Source organism: Labrenzia sp. R5_0, from assembly GCF_017743835.1.
Lineage (GTDB): Bacteria > Pseudomonadota > Alphaproteobacteria > Rhizobiales > Stappiaceae > Roseibium > Roseibium algicola.
In genome coordinates this window covers 669,724-695,970 of sequence record NZ_JAGHRK010000001.1, presented here as the reverse complement: position 1 = coordinate 695,970, position 26,247 = coordinate 669,724, and the positions used below count along the sequence as shown (strand labels likewise).

The following is a 26,247-nucleotide window of genomic DNA, read 5'->3' as shown; positions in this document are numbered from 1 at the left end:
TCCCGGTTCGAACATCATTTCTGCAAGTGATATTGCAACTCATTCGCAACTGTCAAGCTTGTTGCGAATGAGTTGCAATATCATTCTTGTCTTCATGTTCCGTCGCCGGGCGACTCACCTCAGGAAGAACGCGGCGTCACCGGGCAATCCCAACCTTGTTCCCGCATTAAGGTTGAAGCGTGTCACGCCGATGTATCAATCGAATAAAAAGCACCCCACCGGATCGGAATCCGGTGGGGTGCCGAAGTGTTGCTTTTCCCGTTTGCCGTCAAGCTGCTGCAACGCGGGCCAGAAAGGTTTCGATTCCCTGCTTCAGAGCGTTGCTGCGGTTACTCAGGTCTCCTGAAGCAGCCAGAACATCCCCCGATGCTTCCTTGGTATCGCCAACCGCCCGGGCGAGGCTGGACATATTGGTCTGAACAGCCTGCGTACTCTGGGCCGCCCGCTGCACATTTCCGGAAATCTCGTTGGTGGCCGCGCCCTGCTGGGTAACGGCTGCCGAGATTCCCTGAGTGTAACCGTTGACCTCTTCCATCGTGTCGGAAATTGCCCCGATGGCCGCGACGGCTTCGCTGGTGGAGTTCTGAATGGTCTGGATCTGGGACGAGATTTCTTCGGTTGCCTTCGAAGTCTGTGTCGCCAGTTCCTTGACCTCGGCGGCCACAACGGCAAAGCCCTTGCCTGCTTCGCCTGCACGAGCGGCTTCGATGGTGGCGTTCAACGCCAGAAGATTGGTCTGTTCCGCAATCGCCTGGATCAGGCTGACCACTTCGCCAATCTTCGAGGCAGCTTCCGCCAGTCCTTGAACCTTGCCATTGGTCTCGTGTACCGCGCTCGTCGCCGACGTGACGATGTCGGAAGACCGGCGTACCTGTTCCCCGATTTCGGCGATGGATGCCGACAGTTCCTCGGCCGCACCGGCAACGTTTTCGACGCTCATGCTGGCGTCTTCACTGACCCTGGAAGTATCGCCTGCCTGTTCCGCACTGCTTTCCGCGATGCCGCCAAGTGCCGAAGCTGTGTTGGACATGCCGGCGGCCGTTTCGTCCAGCGCACCAAGAAGTCCCTGGATTTCACCTCGGAAGTTCTGGATCAGATCTTCGATGTCCTGCTGGCGCGCATTCTGGGCCTCGCGATGGGCATTCGCTTCGATTTCCAGGCGAATCCGTTCGCGGGCGTTTTCTTGGAACACCTGAACGGTGCGGCTCATGTCTCCGATTTCGTCCCGCTGATCAGTCGAGGGAATGGTGGCGTCTATATCCCCCTCCGCGAGGCGGCCCATGGCTTCGGTCAATGCCCGTGTCGGGCGCGTGATCACGAGAGAAAGAACAAAGGCCAGCAATCCACCAGCTGCAACGGCGACGACGAGTGCGACCGCGATCAGCCCAAGCGCGGTATCGGCCCGCGCATAAGCTCCCGCGGACTGAGCCTCCGTGAGGGCCGTGATGACACTGCGAACCTTGCCGGACAGTGCAACAAGCTCTGTCCGTCTGACATCGAACGCATCCTTCGCGGTGACCATTGCGGCGAACTCGGCCTCATAAGTGCCAACCTCTGCCTCGATCGACGCAATGGCATCCGCGATTTCCGGGAAAGCGGCACTGTCCGCCTTCAGCAGATTGGCGAGGTAGCGCAGCGTTTCGATACGGTTGAGAACCTCTTCTGCACCAATTGTATCGAAGCCAGCAAAATACTCCATTGTCGCAGAGCGAATATCCAGGGACGCGTTCTGGTACTTGTTCACGTTCACATTGACGAGATCAACGATACCGAGTTTCGACGTTGCCTTGCCGGCAATCGACTTGGCGTCATCGGTTGCCGCATAAACCGTCTTGCGCAAGGCAGAGGCCTGAGTGTGGAGTTTCACCAGTCCCGCTACGAGATCCGCAGCAACGGCAGCCGACACAGGTGCCGGCCGAGCACCGTCCCCTTCCGGCTTCGGCAGTTTTTCACCGAGCGCTGCCGCCATGTCCGCCAATTCCTTGACCTTTGCCGGGTCTATGCCGTCCACCTTCAGCTTTCCGGCCTTCGCTGCCGTCTTTGCCAGGGTCTGCGTGCCCTCCACAATGGCCGCCACCGTTTCAGGCGGAAGATCGGCACCTTCACTCACCTCGGCGATCCTGGCTTCCAGACCGGCGACGAAGTCTTCCATATCCGACAACATGCGCCCAACCTTGTCAGCCCGGTTGCGTGTGCCTGATGCGGTCTTGGCGGCGCTGCCCGCATCACGCTGGATCTTGCTCATCTTGTCGTTGATCTGGGCGGCGATGGTTGCCAGATTGACAGCGGACCGCAGCAACTTGTCGACCTGAGCCTGCCTGTTCTCGACAGCCTGCACGACACCATCAAACTCGCCACCAAGCTGACCTACCAGCGAGATGGCCTCTGCGGTGGCCGTTTCGCCCTCTCCAGGCCTCGAGACGCCATTGAGCGTGACCAGCGCAGTTTCCAATTGGTCAATCTGAAACCGGGCTGCGTCAGCCAGCTCCGGTGTGCGATCCGAGAGATAGGCTTCCTGCGCTTGTGCGACCTGCTGAAGGTTTGCCATTGCGGTTGTTGCCTTCGCACTGACATCCGACTGTGTTCTGAGGCCGAGAATAGCGACCGCGCCCACGGCACCGACCGCGGCGGCGACAAGAATCATGGCTGCAAAGCCACCGCCTACTTTCGCAGAAAGGCGCACATTCTTTAAAGGTGTAAGTAACCTGGACATTGTTTCCCCCGCACTTTCCGCGATTGAAGGTGTGGGCAGATAAACAATTGGTGAAAAATTTCGGGTTCGACTTTTGTTAGCCGTCACGAATTAAATCGGGCGTTTTTTAGTCTTTATCGACAAGGCGATACTGGACATTTTTCTAAAAATTATTTTTGCCCAAAATAATTCCAATTACCTGCATTGCTATCAGGTGAAACTGAAATTCTACCGAGGGTGTGATTGGGCGAATCTCTCACACCCTCGTCAAAAGCCTCAATGCGTACGGCAACAACACCTGCGCGACGCCCTGTTCGACCTATTGTTTGGCGGCCTCAAGCAGCTTTTCGAGCACCTGCCGCTCACCGATCTGGTTTGCCATCAACAGGATCAGCCGGGCATTGAACGCATCGCTTTCGGCCTTTGTGAGGCCTTCATGGGCGGTCAGCAGGTCAGCATAAAACCCGTCGGGCGTTTCAAGGTTCGCTTTGGTGACAATCTCCGCCATTAGGCCTCTCCGCCTTTCCCGAGTGCAATTGCAAATGCGTTTTCGACCGCAGTGCGGTCATAGTCTGTCCAGCGCGACGCCACATGCTGGTCTGGCCGGATCAGATAGACGGCCGAAGGCGCGTCACCCAGATAGCGGGCCTTGAGCTCTTCACCGGCTGCAGAAGTCGCAATGCTGACACCGGTAATTTCGATATCGTCGATCAGAAGCTTCTCGGGTACTTCGGCGCCGATGCCAAGCAGATGGAAGCCGCTGCCAAGCCTGTCCAGCAGCCAGCCGTCTGCCAGAGGCGCATCCACAGCCGGACTTCCCGGTCTTGTGCGCGCGGGCAGGCCTTCCACATCCGGTCCATTGAGCTTCGAACCGTCATAGACGCAAGGAACGGACAGTCTCCCGGAATTGACCAGTGGCCGGGCAAAGGCGTGATGTTCGGAAAGGTCCAGCACCGCATCACGGAAAATACGGCTGATTTCCGATTTGGGAGTAATGAAGTCGGTTGAACGCGAGCTTTGCAGGATATTCTCGTCTGCGGCCATTTCGCGCTCGAAAGCATAGCTGTCCAGAAGGCTTTCCGGAGCCTTGCCGTCAATGACCAGCTTCAGCTTCCAGCCGAGATTGTCGGCATCCTGGAACCCGGAGTTGGCACCACGCGCACCGAAAGGCGACACCTGGTGAGCACTGTCGCCGGCAAAGATCACCCGGCCATGGCGGAACTTTTCCATGCGGCGGCACTGGAATGTGTAGATCGACACCCACTCCAGATCGAATTCGACATCCGCGCCCAGCATCTGCTTGAGCCGGGGAATGACGTTTTCCGGTTTCTTTTCTTCTTCCTTATCGATGTCCCAGCCCAGCTGAAGATCGATGCGCCAGACCCCGTCCGGCTGCTTGTGCAGAAGAGCCGACTGGTCCTTGTTGAAGGGCGGATCGAACCAGAACCAGCGTTCGGTCGGGAAATCCGCCTTCATGATGACGTCGGCAATCAGGAAGTTGTCTTCAAACACCCGGCCGACGAAATCGAGATCGAGCATCCGGCGGGACGGCGAACCAGCCCCGTCGCAGGCAATCAGCCACTCCGCTTCCAGATTGTAGGCACCATCGACCGTTTCAACGGTCACCAGCGTGTGGTCGTCCCGCTGGTTGAGGTTCGCAACCCGGCTGCCACCGCGGATTTCCACCGGCTTGCCTTCCACCTGCAGAGCGCGAATGCGCTCGACCAGATGAAGTTCGCAATAATATTGCTGCAGGTTGATGAAGGCCGGGCGCTTGTGCCCCTGCTCCGGAAGCAGGTTGAAATCGTAGACCTGCCGGTCACCGAAAAACACCTTGCCGACGTTCCAGACGACGCCCTTGTCGACCATCTCGTCGCCGCAGCCCAGCCGGTCGAAGATTTCTAGCGAACGCTTGGAAAAGCAGATTGCCCGAGAACCCACGCTAACCTTGTCGTTGTCATCGAGAACGACGACCGGCACATCCGCCTGAGCCAGATCGATAGCCGTGGCGAGGCCCACCGGTCCGGCTCCAATGATCACTACCGGATGGCGAACGGGTGTCGCTGCATCCTGATCCTGGGACCGCTTGTACGGATAAAGCGGCGCTTCAAACAACTTGGTCACAGGCGTTTCTCCCAATTGCCGAGGCGTACCGGCATCGTGAACCGGTTCGCCTTTGCCTGTTTCGCGGAACCCGCAGGGGGGCTTGCGCGTTTTCGTTAGACAATCCCCCAAGAAGGAGGTGTGACATGCCAGTCCTGACACGTCAGAACATGTTGACATCCGGCCGACGCTGGACATTCCGGTTGATTGCCGGACTGATGTCCGCGGTCGCCCTTGCGCTACTCATCGCCGCTCCCGCCACCGTCCTTGCCGACAACTGGAGCATGGTCGGCATCGCCATCGTAGTGAGCGAGATCATAGTTCTTGCAGGTGGCCTCACCTGGCTCGCCCTGCTGATCCTTGCACCGAAGCGCTAGCCAGTTTCCCAGAAACGTTGCGCCGACGGGTGGCGATCGAACTCCAAAAAGAACTCGTCAAGTTGAGGCGGTGCAACACTGGTTCCTGCCAGCATGGCATGCACCTGCCCCCGGTGATGGATCTGGTGCTGAAAGAGATGCAGCAACGTGTTTGCGATCGTCTCGTGAAAGACACCGCTCTTGCCCCGGTCCTGAGCGACATTCCGGTCCAGGTCTCCTTCCACCATCCGGTCGCAGAATGCGATCAGAGCCTCGTCGGCACTCTTCTGGGCCGGTTCCAGCTCTGCTGCAGAGGCAAGATGCGGCGTGTCGAATACCGACAGCCCCTGCCCCTCTTCCTTCAAGGCATCCAGATAGTATCGGTCCACTTCCCAATTGTGGTTGAGCGTTTCCCGGATCGAGGGAAAGAACCCGGTTCTTTCCGCCTCGAACTCCGCCTGCGACAACCGGCAACAGGCGTCGTAAAGACGTTCGTTCGCGTAGGCGTTGTTGCGAGCCATCAGGCGGAGGTGGTCCAGGACAGTGTTCATGGGTCAGCCCTGCAGATCCGCCCACATCTTGGCGTCGCGTTCCGCCGTCCAGATGCGCGGCGTGTCGATGCCGAGGGCCTCGTCATAGGCCCGGGCAACGTTGAACGGCAGACAGTGTTCGTAGATGGCGTAATCGTTGAACTTCGGATCGCATTCGGCACGGCAGGCGTCCCAGGCTTCTTTCAGTGATCCGCCACCCTGGGCGACCCGGGCCACCGGCCGATAGGTCGAGGAGACGAAATCGGCGGTGTTGGTCAGCGCTTTGCCCACCATCTCCTTGCCGACCAGCGCATCGCCGCGGCCAGGCGCGATTGCCTCCACATCGAAGGAACGGATCGCTTCCAACGTTGTCGGCCAGTCGTTGAAATGGCCGTCGCCGCAATAGCAGGCCGAGTGGTATTCGACGATGTCACCGGTGAACATGACGTTCGCGTCCGGCACGTGGATAACAATATCTCCGGCCGTGTGGGCGCGACCAAGGAAGCTGAGGTCGACCCGGCGCTTGCCGAGATAGACAGTCATGCGGTCGTTGAAGGTGGTGGTCGGCCAGGTCAGAGGCGGAATGTCGTTGACGTTTTCATAGCCCATGAAAAGACGCGGGAAACGCATGAATTCGGATTCCCTGTCTTCCGCGCCCCGTTCCACGACCATCGAACGGGCCTTCTGGCTCATGATCACGGTCGGTGCCCGATAGGCGGCAGCCCCCAGCACGCGAACGGCATGGTAATGCGTCAACACAAGGTGGCTGATCGGCTTGTCGGTGACGGACCGCACTTTCTCAATGACCTTGTTGGCGAGTTCGGGGGTCGCCTGCGCCTCGACGATCATGACGCTGTCGTCGCCGATGATGACGCCGGTGTTCGGGTCACCTTCAGCGGTAAAGGCCCAGAGATCCTTGCCGATCTCGGTGAAGGAGATCTTCTTCTCGGTCATGTCTCCGGCGGATGCGAATTGCTTGCTCATTCAGAGGCTCCGTGTTTGCCTTCGTCCCATGCGGGCATCGCCTTTTTGGCGACGGCAGCCGGATGGGCTTCCATTGTGGTTGCCATGGTGTCATTCCACCGGTTGAGGTAGCCAAAGAGCGCGATCGAAGCGACGATCTCGACAATCTCGGCGTCGTTGAAATGCGGCTTGAGCGCCGCGAAATGAGCTTCGGTCACGTCGTTCGGAACACCGGCAGCCTCGCGGGCCAGCACCAGCGCCGCTTTTTCCGCCTCCGTAAAGAGCGGCGAAGTCTCGCATTCCCATACGGCGGCAATCTTTTCGTCCGGCACATCATAGACGTGGCTCAGATTGGCCATGTGGCCCTGGCAATAGCGGCAGCCGGTCGCCATGGACGTCATGAGTGCGACCATCATCTTCAGGTCTTCCGGCACCGTGCCTTCATAAAGGATCGCCTGGTTCAGTTCCATGAACGCCTTGGCGATATTCGGCCGGCGCGCCATGGTGAGGATCGAGTTCGGCAGAAAGCCGCGGATTTCATCGTAACGCGCGAATTTTTCCTCGAACTGAGGCAGATCCGCCCGGTCAAGCGGGTCGACGTGAGGCATTGCCCTCTCCCTGAAATATTCTGGCGGCGGAAGGGCTCAACCCAACGCTGCGCTCTTGTCTTTCTCCTGGATGGAAAATCGCACCCCCGAGCCCCTCCCCACTAGGCGGAGGGGCTACTTGCCGAAAATGGTGTCGAGATCCCGGAAGGTCCGATCACTACCCTTCGTATTTCTCCACGGTCTGCTCGATGGCGCCGAAGATCGAATGGCCTTCGGTGTCGAGCATCTCGATGCGGACAGTGTCTCCGAACTTCAGGAAAGGCGTCTTGGCTTCGCCCGTGTTGATCGTTTCGATCATCCGGATCTCGGCAACGCAGGAATAACCGACGCCACCGTCTGCCACCGGCTTGCCCGGACCACCGTCCAGCTTGTTGGAGACCGTGCCCGAACCGATGATCGTGCCGGCACTGAGCGGCCGGGTCTTTGCCGCATGGGCAATGAGCTGGCCGAAATCGAAGGTCATGTCGATGCCCGCGTTTGCGCGGCCGAACGGCTGACCGTTGAGGTCGACATGCAGCGGCAGGTGAAGCTTGCCGCCTTTCCAGGCATCGCCGAGCGCATCCGGCGTGACGGCAACCGGCGAAAAGGCGGAAGACGGCTTGGACTGGAAGAAGCCGAAGCCCTTGCCGAGTTCTGCCGGGATCAGGCCACGCAGGGAAACGTCGTTGACCAGAAGCACAAGAAGGATGTGATCGCGCGCGGCTTCCGCGCTGACACCCATCGGTACATCGCCGGTGACGACAGCAATTTCGCCTTCCATATCGATGCCCCAGGCCTCATCGCGCATGGAGATCGGATCACGCGGGGCGAGGAATGTGTCGGAGCCGCCCTGATACATCAGCGGGTCCGTCCAGAAGCTTTCCGGCATCTTCGCACCGCGCGCCTTGCGCACCAGTTCGACATGGTTGACGTAGGCCGAACCATCCGCCCACTGGTAAGCACGCGGCAGCGGCGAATGAGCATCGTGTTCATGGAAACGCAGCGTCGGTACGGCTTCGTGAGACAGGCTCTCGGCCAGCAGTTCCAGCTTCGGCGCCACATGTTCCCAGTCATCGAGCGCTGCCTGCAAAGTCGGCGCGATGTGGCTTGCGTCGGTGCAGAAGGTCAGGCGGTCGTTGACCACCACCAGCTTGCCGTCGCGGCTGCCATCCTTGAGCGTTGCCAGTTTCATCGGGTTTTCAGCTCCTAATGTTCGCCAGACCATGGTGCCCGGCGATGTTTCTCCCGGGAAGCCTCCAGCGGCTTCCTGCCTTTGTTCTTGTCCGCCCCCCGTGCGAGACGCCGGAGGTTCAGGGTAACCTACCGGTGCGGATCAATCTGCCGTTTGCGGTTGGTCAAATCCTGGATGATTTGGCTATTTGTTCCAGGTCCCTTCGGGCGTGCCATCGAATTTTTTGCCCAGCGAGTCCCAGCAGTCAATGTAATCGTCCTGCAGAGGAGCATCCTTGGCAGCGAATTCCGTGAGGTGCTGCGGGAAACGGGTCTCGAACATGAAGGACATTGTGTTGTCGAGCTTTTCCGGCTTCAGGTCGGCATTCGAAGCGCCTTCGAAGGCATTGTTGTCCGGCCCATGCGGCAGCATCATGTTGTGCAGGCTCATGCCACCGGGAATGAAGCCCTGCGGCTTGGCATCGTACTGGCCGTAGATGTTGCCCATCAGCTCCGACATGATGTTCTTGTGATACCAGGGTGGCCGGAAGGTATCTTCCATCACCATCCAGCGCTCGCGGAACAGCACGAAGTCGATGTTGGCGGTGCCCGGAACTCCGGACGGAGCGGTAAGCACCGTGAAGATCGACGGATCCGGATGATCGAACAGGATCGACCCGATCGGGCAATAGTTCCTGAGGTCATATTTGCAGGGCGCATAGTTGCCGTGCCAGGCAACAACGTCGAGAGGCGAGTGACCGATCTTTGTTTCGTGGAACTGGCCGCACCATTTCACTGTCACCGTCGACGGGGCATCGCGATCCTCGTAGTGCGCGACAGGCGTCTTGAAGTCACGGCGGTTTGCCATGCAATTGGCTCCGATCGGCCCCCTGCCCGGCAGTTCGAATTTCTGGCCGTAGTTCTCGCAGACGAACCCGCGCGCCGGACCTTCCACCAGCTCGACCCGGTAAACGAGGCCGCGCGGAAGGATTGCGATTTCCTTCGGCTCCAGCTCGATCACGCCCAGCTCGGTGCAAAACCTGAGGACACCTTCCTGTGGAACCACCAGCAATTCGCTGTCGGCGGAGTAGAAATATTCGTCCTCCATCGACTTGGTGATCAGGTAGATGTGGCTGGCCATGCCAACCTGTGTATTGACGTCACCGGCTGTCGTCATGGTGCGCATGCCGGTCAGCCAGTTGAGGCCTTCATCCGTGTGTGGCACCGGGTCCCAGCGGTACTGGCCGAGCGAAACCACTTCGTCGCAGACATTCGGAGCCGACTTCCAGTAAGGCAGGTCGATCTTCCTGAACCGGCTGGTGTGCTTGACTGACGGGCGGATGCGATAGCACCAGGTCCGCTCGTTCTGATGGCTTGGCGCAGTAAAGGCGGTACCGGACAACTGCTCGCCATATAGGCCGTAGGCACATTTCTGCGGGCTGTTCATGCCCTGCGGCAGAGCGCCTGGCAGAGCCTCGGTTTCAAAATCGTTGCCGAAGCCCGGCATATATTCCAGATCCGCCGTGTTACGGCCGTTTCCAGCTAGATTTTGATTGCTGTCGGTTCTCTGATCCATGACGTCCTCCCGGTTCGGAGATGAATTTAGTTGCATATGTAACCATTTTGATCCCCGGGATCAAGCGGCATGTCGATGCTTTTGCGAACGCGCCGGATTTTCTCCTGCCGCAATGCAAAAAAGCCGCAGAACGTAAGCTTTGCTTTACGTGCGTCTCCTAGGGTTCCCGCAGTCTCACCGTTGGAGCTTTTCATGTCTCTTAGAAATCGAATCTTTTTCGCCTCGAGCGGCGTGTTCCTGGTTGGATTCCTGACGCTTATTCTTGCCGTCACCTTCATGACCCAGGCCACGTCGCAAAAATCGGGTGAAGATCTCATCCGCAAGACTGCCGAGGCACTTGCTCTGGATGCCGGCAAGACACTGGCACAGGCACAGCTTGCGGCCCGCGCTGCGGCCGATGCCCTGGAGGGAATGCAGCAAGCCGGCGTTAGCGATCGCAACGCCTATGCAGCCGTGATGCAGCACCAGATCAGCCAGAACAAACATTTTGTCGGCGGCGGTGCGATCCTGGAACCGGACATGGCCGGCAATGACGCGGACAATGCAGGCGCCAACTTCTCCGACGACAAGGGACGCTTCATTCCGTATTTCTATAACGACGGTACAAAAGTCGCCTGGGAACCGCTCCTGTTCGGTGGCGATAGCGGCTCTGAAGAGTGGTACGACAAGCCGAAGAACCTGGGCCACGACACGGTCACCGAGCCCTATCTCTACCCGGTCAATAATGTCGACGTGCTGATGGCGACAGCCTCCTCGCCGATCAAGGATGCTTCCGGACGCGGCATCGGTGGCGCCACCATCGACGTGTCGCTGGAAGGCCTGCAGAAGGCGGTGAGCGCCGGCCAGACCTATGAAAGCGGCTATGTCGGCCTTCTCAGCGAAACCGGTGTCTGGGTGTCCCATCCGGACGCAGCCCTCCTCGGCCAGAAGGCCGATGCGGCAATGGTCGGCAAGATCCAGTCGATCAAGAATGAAGCTGCCTTCACGACCGAAAACGGTACCGTGGAAGCCATCAAGGGCTTCGAACTGGACGGCACCGGCCAGCACTGGTTCATTGTTGTCGCCGTTGACGAGAGCGAACTTCTGGCAAGCGCCAATTCCACCATGCAGATGAGCCTGCTGCTCGCCCTCGGCCTGCTGGTAGCCGGCACGTTCCTGATGTGGATGCTTGGTTCCACAATTGCCGGACCGGTGCAGATGCTGACCGCTCGTATGCGCAAGCTTGCCGAAGGCGATGTCGATACGCCGGTGGCCTATCTCGACCGCAAGGACGAAATCGGCCAGATGGCCGGTGCGCTGGAAATCTTCGTTGAAAACGAAACCGAACGGCGGTCGCTGCAGAACGACACCGAGCAGGCCCAACACAGCCAGCTGGAGCGCCAGAAGACTGTCGAAGCCCTGATCGAAACTTTCGAGCGCGACGTCCACGCCGTTCTCGACCAGGTCAGCGGCAACAGCAAGCGCATGGAGCAGACCGCAGCGTCTCTCGATGCGATCGCGCGCGACACTTCCGCCAAGGTTTCCTCGGTTGCCGGATCTTCCGAAGTTGCGCAGAGCAGCGTCCAGACAGTGGCTTCCGCCGCTGAAGAGCTGTCCGCCTCGATTTCCGAAATCGGTCGCCAGATCGGCCAGACGAAGGAAGTCGTCACGAGTGCAACCCGTGCCGCCAACGATTCCAACGACAAGGTCGGAAGCCTCGACAGCGCCGCGCAGAAGATCGGTGAAGTGGTCAGCCTCATCCAGGCGATCGCCGAACAGACCAACTTGCTGGCGCTGAACGCCACCATCGAAGCCGCTCGCGCCGGAGAAGCCGGCAAGGGCTTTGCGGTGGTTGCCGCGGAAGTGAAGGAACTGGCCACGCAAACCGCCAAGGCGACGGAAGAAATCTCTACGCAGGTCACCGGTATCCAGTCCTCGACACGCAATGCCGTCGGCTCGATCCAGGAAATCGCCAGCACCATGGAAGAGGTCAACCAGTTCACGGCAGCCATTGCCGCGGCAATCTCGCAGCAGGGTGATGCCACCAACGAGATCAGCCACAATGTCCAGCAGGCAGCCAGCTGCACCAGCGACATGAGCAACAGCGTTGGCGACGTGATGCAGGCAGCCGAGGAAACCAGCAGCTCGGCAGCCGACGTCCTGTCGGTCTCCCAGTCGGTTTCCGAACATGCCCAGGGCTTGCAGGCCACCATTGCAGACTTCCTGAGCCGCGTTCGCGCTGCTTAAGTCAGGCACATAACTTCACGAACCGGGTTCGCGCAAACCCTTGTGCGAGCCCGGTTTTTTTGTTTTGCCCGGCATATTTCCCGTTCTCGGAAATAGCTGTTTTGAGATTCCACACTTGAATGAAAATACGAGCTGACGTAAAAAGAACAAAATAGGAACACTGGAGAAGATCGATGCGGCTCGCCGACACTGCTGTTGCGCATTCCTGCGCTGTTTCCTCCGCTGCCGCGTCGACGCCAGGCACGGAACAACTGACCTCCGTCACGCGCGGCGAGGTCCGCACCATGATGCTTTACCTGCGCAAGGCGCGGGAGCGGGCTATCGCGATCCGGGACAGGTCTCCTGGCGGCAGTTATCTGGAAAGCGTGCTCACACGCACGATCGACGGCATTTCGGTGGAGCTTTCACAACTCGACTATCTGCTGGCATCGAAACCGGCAGAAGCAAACAGGACTGAGCCGAGCCGCAGGATGCGTCCGGCGATTTGATTGTCATCGCCGTGCAGACTTTCGGTCCCCAAAGAGCAGACTGCACTTGAAGAGCGTTCAGATTTCAGTGCCTGCGTGAACAGCGCGAGATCTGGCGTGGAACCATTGCCAGTCACCCTTCCCGCTTCAGTGGCCCGAAGAAGCCGAAGACCGCGCTCAGCTTGCCGCTTTGGTCGTCAATCCAGACGACATCAAGTCCTTCCGGCAGCACCGTTCCGTCCGCATTGACCATCTGCCACGCGAACCGCGCTGAACCGTGGTGGCTGTCGACACTGCTGGTCCGAAGGATCTTCGCACCGACCCTTTTGGCCAGAACGCCAGAGATGTGGTCAACCAGCGCAGCGATACCGGTCACATCGGTTTCCGGGTCCGTGTATCTGACATCTTTCACTACGGACCTGCCGAGCAGATCCTGCCGATAGGATGGGTCACGTTCAGACCAGGCTGCACAATAGATGTCGATGGTCTCTTCCAGCGTCATGTTTGCCTCCCTTGCAGTCTTCTGCAGAAGCATGCGCGAAAGTTAGCAATCTCGCCAGTCAGTGTGCTGGAAAGGCCGCGTCAGGCGGCGGCTTCGTCACCCGGTGCCGTCTGCCAGCCAAGGTCGGTCAGCGTCACGATACGATTGCCGCGCAAGTCGGTAGCGCAGACAAGAAATCCGCGTTCTTCCATATGGCTCAACAGCCAGCGCGCCCTGCCGGGAGACCGTGTGCCGTAGGCGGTGGCAATTTCAATGTTGCCGGGACACGGCGCCTTCGCGATCGCGGCCTTTGCCAGCAACAGGTACACACCGCGCATGTCTTCCGGCAGTTCGGAGGCGATCAGTTCCGCCTGGGCCCAGGCTCCGTCGTCCATTTCGCCCTTTTCGACGCCCGCACGGGCAACGGAGAGCTTTTCTCGGAAAGTCTGCAGGTCCGGTGCGCCGCCCGCCAATTTGGAAATGCGGCAGCGGACCTGAAAATCCTGATAGAGCGTTGCAATCGGCTGGAACGCAGCTTCCTCGTCTTCCAGAATACCTGCAATGATTTCGGAAATTTTCTGCTCGCGTTCGCCGAAATCGAGCAGGCTCTCAGCCTGTGGCACGTCTTCAGCGCTAGCTCGTTCTGCACTGCTGAGCTGATCGAGCACGTCGCCGGTCGAAACCATAGGCTCGACGAAACGCTGGCGAACCGGCTGAACTTCGTCAGCTCCCGGCGTGAAGATCAGATCCTTGGCGTCTTCCTTGGGCTGCTCCGGCAGTGGTAGCAATTTGTGTGTTCCGCCCCGCCCCATGGTCTCCACCGGGCCGATCTTGACCGGAACGGGACGGCGCGACATGGCCGGTCCGAGAGCGATGAAGTGGCCCCTGTCGAGATTTCTGAAACTTTCGGCCTGACGCCGCTCCATGCCGAGAAGGTCGGCAGCACGCGCCATGTCGATATCCAGGAACGTACGGCCCATCAGGAAGTTGGACGCTTCTGCGGCGACGTTCTTGGCAAGCTTGGCGAGACGCTGGGTGGCAATGACGCCGGCCAGTCCGCGTTTGCGGCCGCGGCACATCAGGTTGGTCATGGCTCCGAGGGAACGGCGCCGGGCCTCCTCGGTCACCTCGCCGGCGGCGGCAGGTGCAAAGAGCTGTGCTTCATCAACGATGACCAGCATCGGATACCAGAGATCGCGGTCCGCATCGAACAGGCCGTCGAGAAAGGTTGCAGCCGCCTTCATTTGCCGGTCGGCATCAAGACCTTCCAGATTGAGTACCACCGATACCCGGTGCTGGCGCACCCGTGCGGCGATCATCTGAAGATCCTTTTCGGTGCCGACCGCATCGACAACGACATGGCCGAACTTATCTGCCAGAGACACGAAGTCGCCTTCGGGATCGATAATGGCCTGCTGGACCCAGCTCGCGGACTGTTCAAGAAGCCGGCGCAGGAGATGCGACTTTCCCGAGCCGGAATTGCCCTGCACCAGAAGGCGCGTTGCCAGCAGTTCTTCCAGATCAAGACCGGCGCGTGCGCCGCCTGTCATTTCCCCGATATCGATTTGTACCGTCATGCGACCACTTTTCTTGCAGCCTCGGCAGCGCTGCGGCTTCTCCGTTTTCTGGATTTCGTGCAGTGCGGTAGTCAGCACGATTCCGTGCCACTTGCAAAGCCAGCCTGCCGGGAAAGCCGGGTTTTCCCAGAATTCCACCGAATAGCAACCTTTAAGTGACAGGCTGCCTCCAGAAGAGGCCGCAAATCCGGTTCGGGCCTGCGTTAAGCAATGTCGGCTTTGCCAGGTGCCACGCAGGACTTCTGTGCTAAGGTTGGTAGAACGGGAGCTTTTTCAGGGAAATCGCTGTGACAGTCAATGGATTGGCAGGCTCTTCGTGCCGGCTCGTTTTAATACAACTCAAAACGCTGCTTGCCGGCGCTGTGTTGTCGATCCTTGCGCTTGCGGTGCATCCCGCCAAAGCCGATATCGTCCGTATTGCCGTCGGTGAGTGGCCCCCTTATTTTTCCGAAAGTGACGAAGGATACGGGACCTACGCCAAGGTCGTCGCAAAGGCCTTCGAACTTGAAGGCCTTACGGTGGAGTACGGCTTCTTTCCCTGGAAACGTGCCTTGCTGGAAGCCCAGTCCGGCCGCTGGCAGGCTTCCGCAGGTTGGGGCAAAACCGCTGAGCGAGAACCTTTCTTTCATTTCTGCGACGCGGTTCTGGTTGAGCGCGAGCAATTCTTCTATTCGTCAGACCGACCTGTGAATGCGCAAAATGTGCAGGACCTCAGCGGATTGAGCCTTGGCGCACTTGACGGGGCAGCTCTTGGGGAGGACCTGGATAAACTGGTTACCGCCGATCAGATCACCGTCTATCGCCAAAGTTCCCTGGCAGACCTCTTCAAGATGCTTGATGTAGGGCGTGTCGATGTGGTCATGGGCAACGGAGAGGTGGCTGCCGATGCATTGGCTGACGCTTTTTCTCCTGAGGAAACCACGCGTTTCAAGTCGTTGGAAAACGTCAACGTCCTTTGGGACTACCGCGTAATCGTTTCCAGGAACATCGAAAGCGGTGAGGAACTGTGCACCCGGTTCAACCAAGGTTTGAGGAAGCTTCGCGACACCGGAGAATATGACCGGCTTTTGTGGCCGGAACGCAATGGGGAGGGTCAGTCCCAGGCCAGCCCGTCCTGAGGCCCGGGCAGCCGCGAGAAATAAGCAGGCTCTGATTTGGCTCGTTCGATTGGTTGCAATGCCTGAAAGGCTTCACAACGAGTTCAAATCTGTCCCCTTCCAAATGGGGATATCCTGCCCCATCTGAACATAATAAGAATCATATTGGGATGGACCGGATGAAAATTCATGCAGACCTGACGCAGCCTGCAATTGTCGACAGTGCCACGCTCGACTGGGTACCCTCACCAATGGCAGGTGTGGAGCGAAGGATGCTGGAGCGCGATGGTGAAGAGGTCGCGCGAGCCACCAGTCTGGTCAGATACGCTCCTGGCTCTGCCTTTTCCGCCCACAAGCATGACATGGGTGAAGAATTTCTGGTTCTGGACGGTGTGTTCTCGGATGAAAGCGGGGATTTTCCCAAAGGCATGTATGTGCGCAATCCTCCGGGCTCCAGCCATGTGCCTTCGAGCGAACCTGGCGCCGTCATCCTTGTGAAATTACGCCAGATGCAGCCTGACGATGATGCCTTTGTCCGGGTGAACACTCTGGACCCCAGCGGCTGGCAGGCCGGCAGACCGGGAGAGAGCATCCTGCCGCTGTTCATCCGGCCGGAAGAGGAAGTGGTGATGCTCGACTGGGAAAGAGGCGCCAGACTGGCTCCGCAAACCTTCCCGGGCGGAGCGGAGTATTTTGTCGTTGAAGGCAGTTTCGAAGACCAGAGCGGCCGCCACGATCAAGGTACCTGGATACGCCTGCCGGCGGGAACCCGGCAGGAAATCACGACTACCCAGGGCGCCCGCGTCTGGAGAAAAACGGGTCACCTGGCGTTCTGAGTTGCCCAGTGCTGGAGGTCTGTCCCCCTGGAAAGCTGGGTTTTGACGATCATCTTGTGCAACGGCAGGATCAACGCCAGATAGGCATGACCGGCCAGGTTGTGCCGTTTGCAGCAGGTCGAGACATAGATCCGCGCGGCTCCTCCCCTTTTGCGGAACACGGAGACACGGAAATCCTGGTGCCAGTCGTTCTCGCCCAGAATGATCTCATCTTCTGAAACCGAATAGATCTTGAAGAAACCGATCCGGTCTCCCTCGCCCTTGCAGATGATGTTATCGGCGCCTTGTTCCTGAGCCAGGGCCTTCGTTGTCTTCATGCCGACGAGCCCTGCAAGCTTGTCGCGAAACGAGAGAAGCGCAGTCACCCAGCCGATTTCTGCCATAAGAATGCGTTCGGCAAGTACGCGCATGTCTGCGGTCAAAAGGTCTTCCCGTCCGCGGATCGGGATTGAAAAGGTGTCGAGATAATCGTCGGCCGCCTTATAGGTATTGAGGAGACTTTCATCCGGCAGTTTGTCGGTCATGGCCATGCCCTGGCTCCCTCCAGCAAATTCGACTAGCCAATCCTATACCTGCCGCCACCGGAAAAACCCCTTGCAGATTGCCGCAGCAAAAAGGCAGCGGAAACAGCCCGCTGCCTTTTTGGGAAAGTGATTGTGTGCCGACCTCGGCGTTCAGGCCCAGGCGCCTGCGAAAGCGATTTCAGCAAGCGGTTTGCGGCTGCTTGGGGTTTCGCGTTCCTGCAAGGTTTCCGGCAGGTCCGCAGTGTCACCCCGCCGGCCAATGGCAATGGCAATCTGCGGCAGGTAGCGTTCTGGCACACCGAGTTTTTCGTGGATCTCGTCTTTCAGGATCCCCGCCATGCCATGCGCATGAAAACCGAGTGCGGTTGCCTGCAGGGCCGCATGCGCCCAGGCTGAACCGGCATCGAAGGTGTGCAAGCCGTTGGCTCTGTTCGGTTTACCGTCCTTGCCGTCCACTTCGCTGTCGGAAAACAGATAGACAAGTGCGGAGGCGTGTTGCGCCCAGTCGCGGTTGAACGGGTTGAGAAGATCGACCAGGACCTGCCAGTCGGCATCGCCCCTGCGGGCATAGACGAAACGCCAAGGCTGGATGTTGAAGGCAGACGGCGACCAGCGGGCGGCCTCCAGAATGGTTTTCAGATCCGCTTCCTCGATCGTCGACCGGTCAAAGGCACGCGGTGACCAACGGTCGACGAACAGGTTTTCAATCGGATGATCGGGTGTACGGGCAGTCATGAGCAGTGTCTCCAGTCTATTCCGGGCAAATATCCATCGGGCTGAACAGGAGATAGGTGATTTTTATCTCGATATCAAGATACTTTACTCCAAGATTTTATGTTGTCGGTGCCACTTCCCGGTCCAATCGCGGTCCTGCCCCGATGGATGGCGCGATCAGGATTGCCGACAACACCACGGCTGCGGACAGCAACTCCCTCAAGCCAATTGCTTCGCCAAAGACCAGCCAGCCGACCAGAAACATGGTCGGCAGCTCGAAACTTCCCGCAGCCGCGGTGCGAACAGGCCCAACCTTCTGACAGGCGATCGTATAGAGGATCTGCGGAACAAGAGCCGTTCCAAGTCCCATGGCGACGATGAGGCCCCACTGACCGGTGCTTGCCGGCAGAACTGAGCCCTGCCCTTCATTGATCGCGAGGGGCAACAAACCAATGACGGACCCGGAAAGTCCGCAAGCCGTCCGTTCCAGCGAATTCAACTCGCCTGCCAGCCCGCTGAGGACAACAATTAGAAAGCCGAACGCGATGGGAGCAGGAATGGCCCATAAAAGTGCCTGCAGTGCCTCGGGAGATAACGACGACGGATCGAGCAGCAGCCCGGCTGCCAGGATAACCAGACCTGCCGAGGCAAACGATCTCCAGGTCAACGCTTGCCTGAGCAGACCCCAGGCAAAGAGGGCCGCGAAAACCGGATAGGACATGTAGACGACACCGGCAGCGGCAACGGGTGCCACGCGGATCGCCTCCAGATGGCCGATCAGGCTGAGCCCCAGCACCAGACCCGCCCCCGCCATCAACAGGGCGCCGCCTCGTTTGCGCTTCTCGAACGGAAGAAAGGGAAGCAGGAACAGGACGGAAAAGCCGTAACGATATAGCGCGATTGTGGCCGGGCCGGCGCCCAGGCCCTGAAGCTCCCGCACGAAGATCGGCACGAGGCCGAAACAGGCTGCGGAGGCTGCAATGACGAGTGTAGCCCCAGTCGTCCCAAGGTTGATGTGAGGAAAGGAGATGTTGCTCATGCCTTGTCGATACCGCGCAACGATGAGCAAACAAAATTCCTAGTTTTCATTCAGTTCATGAAATGCTTTCATAGAAATATGATCCCTCGACTGGCCCTCCATCACTTGACCCTTCTTTCCGCGCTTGGCGAGACCGGCAGCATGACCGCGTCCGCCACGCGTCTCGGCGTGACCCAGTCCGCAGCTTCACACAGGCTGCGGGAAGCAGAGCGCCGCCTGGGGGTGGTTCTGGCACGCCGCGCCGAGAACCGGATTGAACTGACGCCGGAGGGCGAGCGTCTGCGGCATCTGGGCGAGACCTTTCTGGGCGAGTTGTTTCGTCTGGAGCAGGATCTTGAAGCCTCGGCAAGGGACGCCAGGATCCTCGTTCGCCTCGGCCAGGCAACCTACAGTCGCTATCACTGGTTTCCCGCGTTTCTGGAATACCTGGACACGGCCGACCCGAAACTGTCGGTCGATCTGTCATCGCGTGCGACGGCGCATCCCCTGGCCTCGCTCCTCGACGGTTCCGTTGACGTTTCGTTGGTTTTCGGCCGCGAACCGGCACTTGCCTCGCTACGCGCGGTGAAGCTGGGAACCGACCCGATTGTCGCGGTGCTGGCGCACAATCACCCGCTTGCCGCAGAGCCCGTCGTCAACAGCGAAAACATGGGCGATGAGCGTTTCTTCGTTTATCCGCTGACTGCAGAACCCGGATTTGACTGGACAACCCTGCTTGGCGCCCCCACCCAGCCGTTCCGGCGGTTGACCCCGATGCCGACACCGGAAGCCGTGATCGATCTGGTGCGCGCCAAGTTCGGCGTTGCCATCTTCAGCAAGTGGGCCATCGAGCCGGAGCTGGCTGACGGAACACTGGTTTCCCGCCCGATTGCCGAAGGTGGCGTTTCGCTCGACTGGTGGTGTGTTCGCCGCGCCTCGGACCCGCTGGACAGTCCGGCGGCACGCCTCTCATCTGCCTTGACCGCCTGGAGCCACCAGTCCGACAGAGCCTTGTCGACGCTTGCCTTCGGCGGAACGGGTCAAACTGCAGGGTCGGAATTGAAAAAAACCTAGGCGCGAAGCAGTAACCTTCGTAAGCTTTTCAAGGGGAGAAGGGGAAAAGCCGGTAATTTCCGGCGAACGGGGGAGACAGGCAGTGGCTTCACTCTCCGAAAAGGATCGCAAACGCGGGCTTGTTCTGGCCATGGGTACGCTTGGCGGCCTGGTGATGCTGGACGAGACAATCCTTGGCGTTTCACTTCCGGCAATCCGGTCCGAGATGGGGCTTTCGCCAACACTGACCCACTGGATCATCAACGCCTACATGCTGACGTTCACCTGCTTCGCCGCTATCGGCGGCAAGGCGATCGACCTTTTCGGGTTGCGCCCTGCCCTAATTGTCAGCGCCAGTGTGTTTGCGCTCGCCAGTCTTCTGGCCGGATTTTCAAACGGACCTGAACTGCTGATCGGCATGCGCATCGTCCAGGGCCTTTGCGCAGCAGTGATGTTCCCTATGACGCTCGCAGCCGCGACCCTCACCTTCGACAAGGCAGAACGGGGCCGTGCAATCGGCATTCTGGCGGGGATGGCAACGATATTCCTGGCCGCGGGACCGCTGCTGGGCGGTGTCCTGACTGATTTTCTTTCCTGGCGCTGGGTCTTTTGGGTCAACATCCCCATTGTCGCCGTAGGCACTGTGCTTGCCTGCCTGTTCTGGCAACCGCCGCAGCAAACGCCTGCCCGCCCGCTCATAGACCGGATAGGTCTGTTCCTGTTGCTTGTTGGCATGACGGGGATCATTTTCGGCCTGATGGAAGGTCCCGACTTTGGCTGGATGACGCCGCTGATCCTGGGCAGCTTGCTGGCCGGAATTGCCGGGATCGTGTTTTTCGTAGCCTTTGAAGCCAGGCAACGGATGCCGCTGATCGATGTGCACCTGTTTCGACTGAAGGCGTTTCACGCCAGTGTTCTCGTGATCCTTCTGACACAGATGAACAAGATCGTCGTTGCGATCTTCGTGCCCCATTTCCTGCAGCTCGACATGAAATTCTCAGCGCTGGCGGCAGGTCTCGCAACTGTCGTCGCCGTTTTTCCGTTTCCCTTCCTGTCGGCACCCGCCGGCAAGTTGGGAGACAGGCACGGTTCACGCAAGCCGGTTCTGGTAGCCCTCGCGGTTCTGGCTCTGGCCAACATTGCTATCGGCAGCCTCACACTTGCGGAAAACTATTTGGCGCTAGCCCCGGCTCTTCTGGTCTGGGGAATTGCCCTTCCCTTTGCGATGATCCCAACCGGGCGGATCACAGCCAACGCGGTCCCTTCGGAAAAGCAGGGAGAGGTCAGTGGCCTGGTCATCACGGCGCGTCTGGTTGGAGGAACACTCGGTGTCACAATGGGCAGCGTGCTGCTGGCCATGGAGGCAGGGTTCGGCTCCATCTTCTGGGTGATGGGTGTACTGATCGCCCTGTGCTGCGCCTATGGCTTCAGGTCATTCGCCAATGATGCACCAGCTTACCATTCAGCACCCGGGAGCTGAGTGCTCCCGGGTGCCGGAACAAGCGACCTGGAAGGTCACGCCATTTCCGGTTCCTTCTTCCAGGCAAATTGCTTGACCGGCTCATCCAGCTCAGTGTGAGCCAGCGCGTTGGTGAAGTTCGACAAGGTCTTGGCGGCGATGCCGACAAGAACTTCAAGCGCCTGCCGTTTGGAATAACCCGCGGCAAGAAATGCCTTCAACGCATCGTCACCGATATGTCCACGCTGCTCGACGAGGGTTCGCGTATAGACGCGAAGCGCTTCCAGTTTCGGGTCGTTCAGGCGTCCTCCAACGCGCAAGGCGGCAATCGCATCATCCGGCACCTTGACCATCTTCATCAGCATGGTGTGCCCTGCCATACAGTAGTGACATTCGTTGAGGTAGTTCACTGTCATCATCACGACCTGCTGCTCGGTCGGCGACAGATCCGTGGCTTGAGTGAAAAGCCGGAACGTTTCCAGATAGGCTTCATAGACGGAAGGGGCTTCGGCCATCACCTGGTGCAGTTTCGGATAGAAGCCGTAATCCTTCTTCGACCTCTCGAGCAGGTCCAGAGATCCTTGCGGTGCAGTTTCAGGGGTGTGGTACTCAAACATGCCTTATGCTCCTTCAAAGCTTGGGCTGAGGAAAAGAAACGAGGTGGTCTTCAGGGGCGCCGACGCGACTGGAGGGAACCGCACCATGCGTCCCGTCAGTCCGTGACAGCGCTTGAACTTGCTACGTTTTGATCACTTGTGTACAAAACTGGAACAAGCGTTTTGTCCATATGTGAACAAAACTATCCGCGTAACATGTTCGTGAGACGAGAGCGATGGCACGACCGTCCAAATTCGACAGGGAAGACGCGCTCGATGTGGTGATGAACCAGATCTGGCAGACAGGCTATCGCAACAATTCCGTCAAATCGCTCGCGGAGGTTCTCGGGATAACCCGATCGAGCTTCTACAACGCCTTCGGCTCCCAGGAGCAGCTGTTCAAGGAAGTGCTTGCCCGCTACACCCGGGTCTCGCCGGACAGGGTTCTGGCTCACGACAATTCCAACAAGCTGGTGCGTGGCGTAATCACTGAATTCTTTCAGGACATATGCCGCCTGCGGGCCCGCGACCCGGAATGGCGCGGCTGCATGGCTGTCAACGCAATTAGCGAACTCTGCAGCAGCCATCCCGAACTGGGGCCGGTGTTGGCAGAAGTTATCTTCGGAAGTCTGGAACGGTTGGAAAGACTGCTCAAGCTGGGTGTCGAAACCGGCGAACTACCGAAGGACTATGACATTCGCAGCAATGCACTTGCGGTTCAGACGCTGATGATCGGCATCAACACGCTGAGCAAGGTTGTCCATTCAGAGAAATCCTTGTGGCTTGCATGCGAAGCGACGCTGAAAGGTCTCGACCTTCTCGAAAAAGGCGGACAGGCGAGTGAGTGCAAGATGGCGTGATCAGCCGAAATCGCCGCTGAACCGTTCACGCAGCACGTTTTTCTGGATCTTGCCCATGGTGTTCCGCGGCAAGGCCTCCAGAATGTGGACCTTCTTGGGCTGTTTGAACTTCGCCAGACGATCGTTCAAGGAGGCCTGAACGGCGTCCTGGCCCAGTTCGGCTCCCGGTTTCGGTGCCAGCACGGCGACCACCGCCTCTCCAAAATCGGGATGCGGCACGCCGATCACCGCGCTTTCGGCGACGCCCGGCAGTTCGTCCAGCAGCGCTTCAACCTCGGCCGGATAAACGTTGAAACCACCGCTGATGATCAGATCCTTGGACCTGCCGACGATGGAAACATAACCGTCTTCGTCGACGCGCCCCATGTCGCCGGTGATGAAATAGCCGTCTGCCCGAAATTCCTGTGCCGTCTTTTCCGGCATTCGCCAGTATCCCAGAAAAACGTTGGGCCCCTTGATCTCGATGATGCCGACCTCTCCGTCCGGCAGCTCTCGCCCGGTTCTGGCATCGACGACGCGAAGCCCGACCCCGGGCAGAGGAAATCCAACCGTTCCCGGCCGACGTGCACCATCATAGGGATTGGAAGTGTTCATGTTGGTTTCGGTCATGCCGTAACGCTCCAGGATTGCGTGTCCGGTGCGCTCACGAAACTCCTTGTGCACCTCTGCCGAGAGCGGGGCTGACCCTGAAATAAACAGGCGCATGTGGGCCGCCACATCCCGCGTGAACCGGTCCGATGCCAGCAGGCGCGTATAGAATGTCGGAACGCCCATCATGGCTGTTGCTTTCGGCAGAGCGGCAAGAACCTGATCCAGGTCGAACTTCGGCAGGAACAGCATGGAACCGCCTGCCATCATCAGACAGTTGGTGGCAACGAACAGCCCGTGAGTGTGGAAAATCGGCAGGGCGTGCAACAGCACATCGTCTTCGGTGAACTGCCAGTATTTCACCATGGTCTGCGAATTCGACGCCAGATTTCCATGCGTGAGCATCGCTCCCTTGGAACGTCCCGTAGTACCGGACGTATAGAGGATGGCCGCCAGATCGTCGTCTTCACGCGGACGGTTGTCGTAATCCGTCGGCATCTGGTCTGCGAGTAGACTGAGGCTGCCCTCCCCGTTCTGATCGAGCGTGTGCAATCGCGCGCCGGCCTTTTGCGCCGTTCCGGCCAGCACGTCGGCCCTGGCCGGGTCGCAGACAAAGACAGCCGGTTCCGCATCACCAACGAAATAACCGATTTCGGCAGGGGTATAGGCAGTGTTCAGAGGCAGAAATACGCCACCGGCACGGATCGTGCCGAGATAGAGCATCAGGGTATCGGGCGTCTTTTCCACCTGGACAGCAACCCGGTCTCCCGCTTTGACACCCAGTTTCTGGAGGGCACCGGCATATTGCGCAGACCGCGCGAACATGTCCGCATAGGTTATCTTCCCGCCGTCCAGTGTTTCGAGAAAGACCTTGGACCGATCCGGTATGAAGGCGGTCAGGGCGTCAAAGAGATGGTTCATCATCGCAGCGTTCCGAAATGGCGGGCAATCAGGAAGGATGTATTTGATACCAATGGTGCCCAATTTTAAAGCAAGTCTGCGAATTTTGAGCAAGTCCGGGGAAATGCGGCCTGCCACCATCAAGCTTTCATAAAACTTTCACGCCATGCTTTAGGGTGTGAAGCCATAAATGGTGCTGAAATGGTTTGAGACTGATTGGCCCTCCTCGGCATTGCGAATTTGCTTCGTCAAATTATCCGCACGTTCAGCTGAGAGGGGTTGGACCACGCAATCGCACTCCGAACGACCGAGGGATACTTGATGCCGACAATCAGACCGCAGACCTTTGCAGAATTCGTCGCCGACGGTGCCGTTCATGTGATCGGCATCTGCCTGGGGCTGACGGCAACCATTGTCCTGGCAGCCACGCTCTGGAACGCGGGTGATCCCGCCCGGCAGGTCACTGTCATGATCTATGCAGCCTGCTTGATGGCGATGCTGATCTGTTCCGCGCTCTACAACATGCTGGCGAAAGACCACAAGACAGGGATCTTGAGACGGCTCGACCACGCGGCCATCTTCCTGATGATCGCGGGCACTTACACCCCCCTGGCGGCAATGATCATCGGCGGATGGACGGGCGGCGTGCTGCTGGCTGTCGTGTGGACCGGTGCGCTGGCCGGGGCCATCGTCAAACTGGCACATCTGACCGGGCTTGATCGCCTCACTGTCCCCATCTACCTCGCGCTAGGCTGGGTGGTCGTTTTTGCCGTCAATCCGCTGATCGAAAAAGCATCCGCATTCGGGTTCTACATGATCGTGGCGGGCGGGCTGCTTTATACGGTTGGAACAGCCTTCTATGCCTGGAAACGCCTGCCATTCCAGAATGCGATCTGGCACGCCTTCGTACTGGCCGCCGCGGTCTGTCATTTCTCTGCCGTGTTCCACGACGTGGCCCTTATCAGAGCCGCCTGAAACCGTGCGACAAAAAAGGCGGCACCGACAGGTACCGCCCTTTTCCATTTCCATCAGCGTGACTGCTTAGGCGTCCGCGTTGGGATCCTTGCTGAGCACGACCACCTTTGTCTGCAGCGGCACGCGGCTGTACAGGTCGATCACGTCCTGCTGCCACATGCGGATACAGCCCGAAGACACACTCTTGCCGATGGAGTTCGGCTGGTTGGTGCCGTGGATACGGTAAAGCGTGTCAGTGGCGCCTTGCCACAGATCCATGGCGCGCGCGCCCAGCGGGTTCTTCAGACCGGGCGGGTAGCCCTTTTCCCAATAACGCTCCAGAGACGGCTTGCGGGCAATCATTTCGCGTGGAGGGCGCCAGATCGGATGAGGCCGCTTGACGCGGATCTTCGCCTCGCCCGACCAGGCGAACCCGGCCTTGCCCACACCGATGCCATAGCGCAGCGCCTTGCCGTTGCCGAGCGTCCAGTACAGGAAGTTGTTATAAGGATCGACGATGATGGTTCCGGGCCGCTCGCGGGTTTTGTACTCCACGATCTGCCGCCAGTACTTCTGGTCGAAATTCTTGTAGTTGATGGCCGGCCAGGTGTAATCGCCATCAGGCCATGCCGCATAGGCAGCCGCATAGTCGAACTGCTCGTCCGGCAGATCGGCCTGATCCGGCAGACCAACCAGCCCGGCGGACTGACATCCTGCAAGGCCGGCTGCCGTAAGCACCAGGCCGGCGGCCAGGAAACCACGCCTGTTCATCGCGCCACCTGCTGGCGAACTGTCAACATCGAGCGGCGAATTGGAACGCTTCATGAGACCTCCACAAATTCTGGCTCCTTCTTGAGACAGGTTTTCAACAGTTGCAAGTCACATTCGCCGAACTGCCTTACATTCTTCAGATGAATCCT

Annotated in this window: 25 protein-coding genes; 9 read left to right on the top strand and 16 right to left on the bottom strand. The window is 58.9% G+C overall.

The window, feature by feature from the left end:
* Positions 1-268: 268 nt before the first annotated feature.
* The 3 genes from J7447_RS03225 to J7447_RS03215 form a co-directional block, all read right to left on the bottom strand.
* Positions 269-2,713, bottom strand: a complete 2,445-nt coding sequence (locus J7447_RS03225; RefSeq protein WP_209168722.1) for a methyl-accepting chemotaxis protein — start codon at positions 2,711-2,713, stop codon at positions 269-271.
* A gap of 298 nt (positions 2,714-3,011) precedes the next feature.
* The gene (locus J7447_RS03220; protein ID WP_023000080.1) at positions 3,012-3,200 is read right to left on the bottom strand and encodes a DUF2783 domain-containing protein; all 189 of its coding nucleotides are present in this window, start codon (positions 3,198-3,200) and stop codon (positions 3,012-3,014) included.
* Positions 3,200-4,816 (bottom strand): FAD-dependent oxidoreductase, encoded by a 1,617-nt coding sequence (locus J7447_RS03215; RefSeq protein ID WP_353653740.1) that lies wholly within the window; start codon positions 4,814-4,816, stop codon positions 3,200-3,202. Before J7447_RS03215 ends, J7447_RS03220 begins: the two co-directional genes overlap by 1 nt.
* Before the next feature lie 125 nt (positions 4,817-4,941).
* Here J7447_RS03215 and J7447_RS03210 point away from each other — a divergent pair, with 125 nt between their 5' ends.
* Positions 4,942-5,172: a hypothetical protein gene (locus tag J7447_RS03210; RefSeq protein ID WP_023000078.1), complete on the top strand. Its 231-nt coding sequence runs from the start codon at positions 4,942-4,944 to the stop codon at positions 5,170-5,172.
* On the opposite strand, the gene J7447_RS03205 is transcribed toward J7447_RS03210, so the two are convergent.
* From J7447_RS03205 to hmgA, 5 genes are all read right to left on the bottom strand, one after another.
* Positions 5,169-5,702, bottom strand: a complete 534-nt coding sequence (locus tag J7447_RS03205) for a DinB family protein (RefSeq protein ID WP_209168720.1) — start codon at positions 5,700-5,702, stop codon at positions 5,169-5,171. The genes J7447_RS03210 and J7447_RS03205 overlap by 4 nt on opposite strands.
* 3 nt (positions 5,703-5,705) lie before the next feature.
* Positions 5,706-6,665 (bottom strand): MBL fold metallo-hydrolase, encoded by a 960-nt coding sequence (locus J7447_RS03200; RefSeq protein WP_209168719.1) that lies wholly within the window; start codon positions 6,663-6,665, stop codon positions 5,706-5,708.
* Positions 6,662-7,252 carry a carboxymuconolactone decarboxylase family protein gene (locus J7447_RS03195; protein ID WP_023000075.1) on the bottom strand — a complete coding sequence of 197 codons (591 nt, stop codon included), beginning with the start codon at positions 7,250-7,252 and terminating at the stop codon, positions 6,662-6,664. The genes J7447_RS03200 and J7447_RS03195 overlap by 4 nt, the downstream gene beginning before the upstream one ends.
* A gap of 157 nt (positions 7,253-7,409) precedes the next feature.
* A complete protein-coding gene (locus tag J7447_RS03190) occupies positions 7,410-8,423 on the bottom strand; it encodes a fumarylacetoacetate hydrolase family protein (protein WP_077290443.1) in 1,014 nt (337 codons plus the stop codon).
* 183 nt (positions 8,424-8,606) lie between these two features.
* Positions 8,607-9,977: a homogentisate 1,2-dioxygenase gene (gene hmgA / locus J7447_RS03185; protein ID WP_168685666.1), complete on the bottom strand. Its 1,371-nt coding sequence runs from the start codon at positions 9,975-9,977 to the stop codon at positions 8,607-8,609.
* Positions 9,978-10,169: 192 nt separating this feature from the next.
* On the opposite strand from hmgA, the gene J7447_RS03180 reads away from it, so the two are divergent.
* Both J7447_RS03180 and J7447_RS03175 read left to right on the top strand, forming a co-directional pair.
* Positions 10,170-12,203: a methyl-accepting chemotaxis protein gene (locus tag J7447_RS03180; protein ID WP_168685668.1), complete on the top strand. Its 2,034-nt coding sequence runs from the start codon at positions 10,170-10,172 to the stop codon at positions 12,201-12,203.
* Between the two features lie 173 nt (positions 12,204-12,376).
* Entirely contained in the window at positions 12,377-12,691 is a 315-nt protein-coding gene (locus J7447_RS03175) for a hypothetical protein (RefSeq protein ID WP_209168718.1), read from the top strand.
* Between the two features lie 112 nt (positions 12,692-12,803).
* Here the strand turns inward: J7447_RS03175 and J7447_RS03170 are convergent, their stop codons facing one another.
* Both J7447_RS03170 and J7447_RS03165 read right to left on the bottom strand, forming a co-directional pair.
* Entirely contained in the window at positions 12,804-13,172 is a 369-nt protein-coding gene (locus tag J7447_RS03170) for a hypothetical protein (RefSeq protein WP_209168717.1), read from the bottom strand.
* A gap of 80 nt (positions 13,173-13,252) precedes the next feature.
* Positions 13,253-14,728: an ATP-binding protein gene (locus tag J7447_RS03165; RefSeq protein ID WP_075284179.1), complete on the bottom strand. Its 1,476-nt coding sequence runs from the start codon at positions 14,726-14,728 to the stop codon at positions 13,253-13,255.
* 287 nt (positions 14,729-15,015) lie between these two features.
* On the opposite strand from J7447_RS03165, the gene J7447_RS03160 reads away from it, so the two are divergent.
* Both J7447_RS03160 and J7447_RS03155 read left to right on the top strand, forming a co-directional pair.
* The gene (locus tag J7447_RS03160) at positions 15,016-15,846 is read left to right on the top strand and encodes a transporter substrate-binding domain-containing protein (protein WP_209168716.1); all 831 of its coding nucleotides are present in this window, start codon (positions 15,016-15,018) and stop codon (positions 15,844-15,846) included.
* A gap of 158 nt (positions 15,847-16,004) precedes the next feature.
* Positions 16,005-16,661 (top strand): cupin domain-containing protein, encoded by a 657-nt coding sequence (locus J7447_RS03155; protein ID WP_055659505.1) that lies wholly within the window; start codon positions 16,005-16,007, stop codon positions 16,659-16,661.
* Here the strand turns inward: J7447_RS03155 and J7447_RS03150 are convergent.
* The 3 genes from J7447_RS03150 to J7447_RS03140 form a co-directional block, all read right to left on the bottom strand.
* A complete protein-coding gene (locus J7447_RS03150; protein ID WP_209168715.1) occupies positions 16,646-17,185 on the bottom strand; it encodes a DUF2867 domain-containing protein in 540 nt (179 codons plus the stop codon). The genes J7447_RS03155 and J7447_RS03150 overlap by 16 nt on opposite strands.
* A gap of 150 nt (positions 17,186-17,335) precedes the next feature.
* Positions 17,336-17,920, bottom strand: coding sequence for a nitroreductase family protein (locus J7447_RS03145; RefSeq protein WP_023000065.1), 585 nt, complete (start codon positions 17,918-17,920; stop codon positions 17,336-17,338).
* A gap of 97 nt (positions 17,921-18,017) precedes the next feature.
* Positions 18,018-18,938, bottom strand: a complete 921-nt coding sequence (locus J7447_RS03140; RefSeq protein WP_209168714.1) for a DMT family transporter — start codon at positions 18,936-18,938, stop codon at positions 18,018-18,020.
* A gap of 105 nt (positions 18,939-19,043) precedes the next feature.
* Between J7447_RS03140 and J7447_RS03135 the strand changes: the two genes are divergently transcribed.
* Together J7447_RS03135 and J7447_RS03130 are read left to right on the top strand one after the other, a co-directional pair.
* Positions 19,044-19,991 carry a LysR family transcriptional regulator gene (locus tag J7447_RS03135; RefSeq protein WP_209168713.1) on the top strand — a complete coding sequence of 316 codons (948 nt, stop codon included), beginning with the start codon at positions 19,044-19,046 and terminating at the stop codon, positions 19,989-19,991.
* 82 nt (positions 19,992-20,073) lie between these two features.
* Positions 20,074-21,450 carry a DHA2 family efflux MFS transporter permease subunit gene (locus J7447_RS03130; RefSeq protein WP_209168712.1) on the top strand — a complete coding sequence of 459 codons (1,377 nt, stop codon included), beginning with the start codon at positions 20,074-20,076 and terminating at the stop codon, positions 21,448-21,450.
* Between the two features lie 35 nt (positions 21,451-21,485).
* Here J7447_RS03130 and J7447_RS03125 read toward each other — a convergent pair whose 3' ends face one another.
* Entirely contained in the window at positions 21,486-22,046 is a 561-nt protein-coding gene (locus J7447_RS03125) for a carboxymuconolactone decarboxylase family protein (protein ID WP_023000061.1), read from the bottom strand.
* Between the two features lie 215 nt (positions 22,047-22,261).
* On the opposite strand from J7447_RS03125, the gene J7447_RS03120 reads away from it, so the two are divergent.
* Complete coding sequence (locus J7447_RS03120) at positions 22,262-22,885, top strand: TetR/AcrR family transcriptional regulator (protein WP_209168711.1); 624 nt, start codon at positions 22,262-22,264, stop codon at positions 22,883-22,885.
* On the opposite strand, the gene J7447_RS03115 is transcribed toward J7447_RS03120, so the two are convergent.
* On the bottom strand, positions 22,886-24,397 hold the full coding sequence (locus tag J7447_RS03115) for a malonyl-CoA synthase (protein WP_209168710.1): 1,512 nt from the start codon (positions 24,395-24,397) through the stop codon (positions 22,886-22,888).
* Positions 24,398-24,694: 297 nt separating this feature from the next.
* On the opposite strand from J7447_RS03115, the gene J7447_RS03110 reads away from it, so the two are divergent.
* Positions 24,695-25,348 (top strand): hemolysin III family protein, encoded by a 654-nt coding sequence (locus J7447_RS03110; RefSeq protein ID WP_209168709.1) that lies wholly within the window; start codon positions 24,695-24,697, stop codon positions 25,346-25,348.
* Between the two features lie 66 nt (positions 25,349-25,414).
* Here the strand turns inward: J7447_RS03110 and J7447_RS03105 are convergent, their stop codons facing one another.
* Positions 25,415-26,152 (bottom strand): L,D-transpeptidase, encoded by a 738-nt coding sequence (locus J7447_RS03105; RefSeq protein WP_023000057.1) that lies wholly within the window; start codon positions 26,150-26,152, stop codon positions 25,415-25,417.
* Positions 26,153-26,247: the final 95 nt, after the last annotated feature.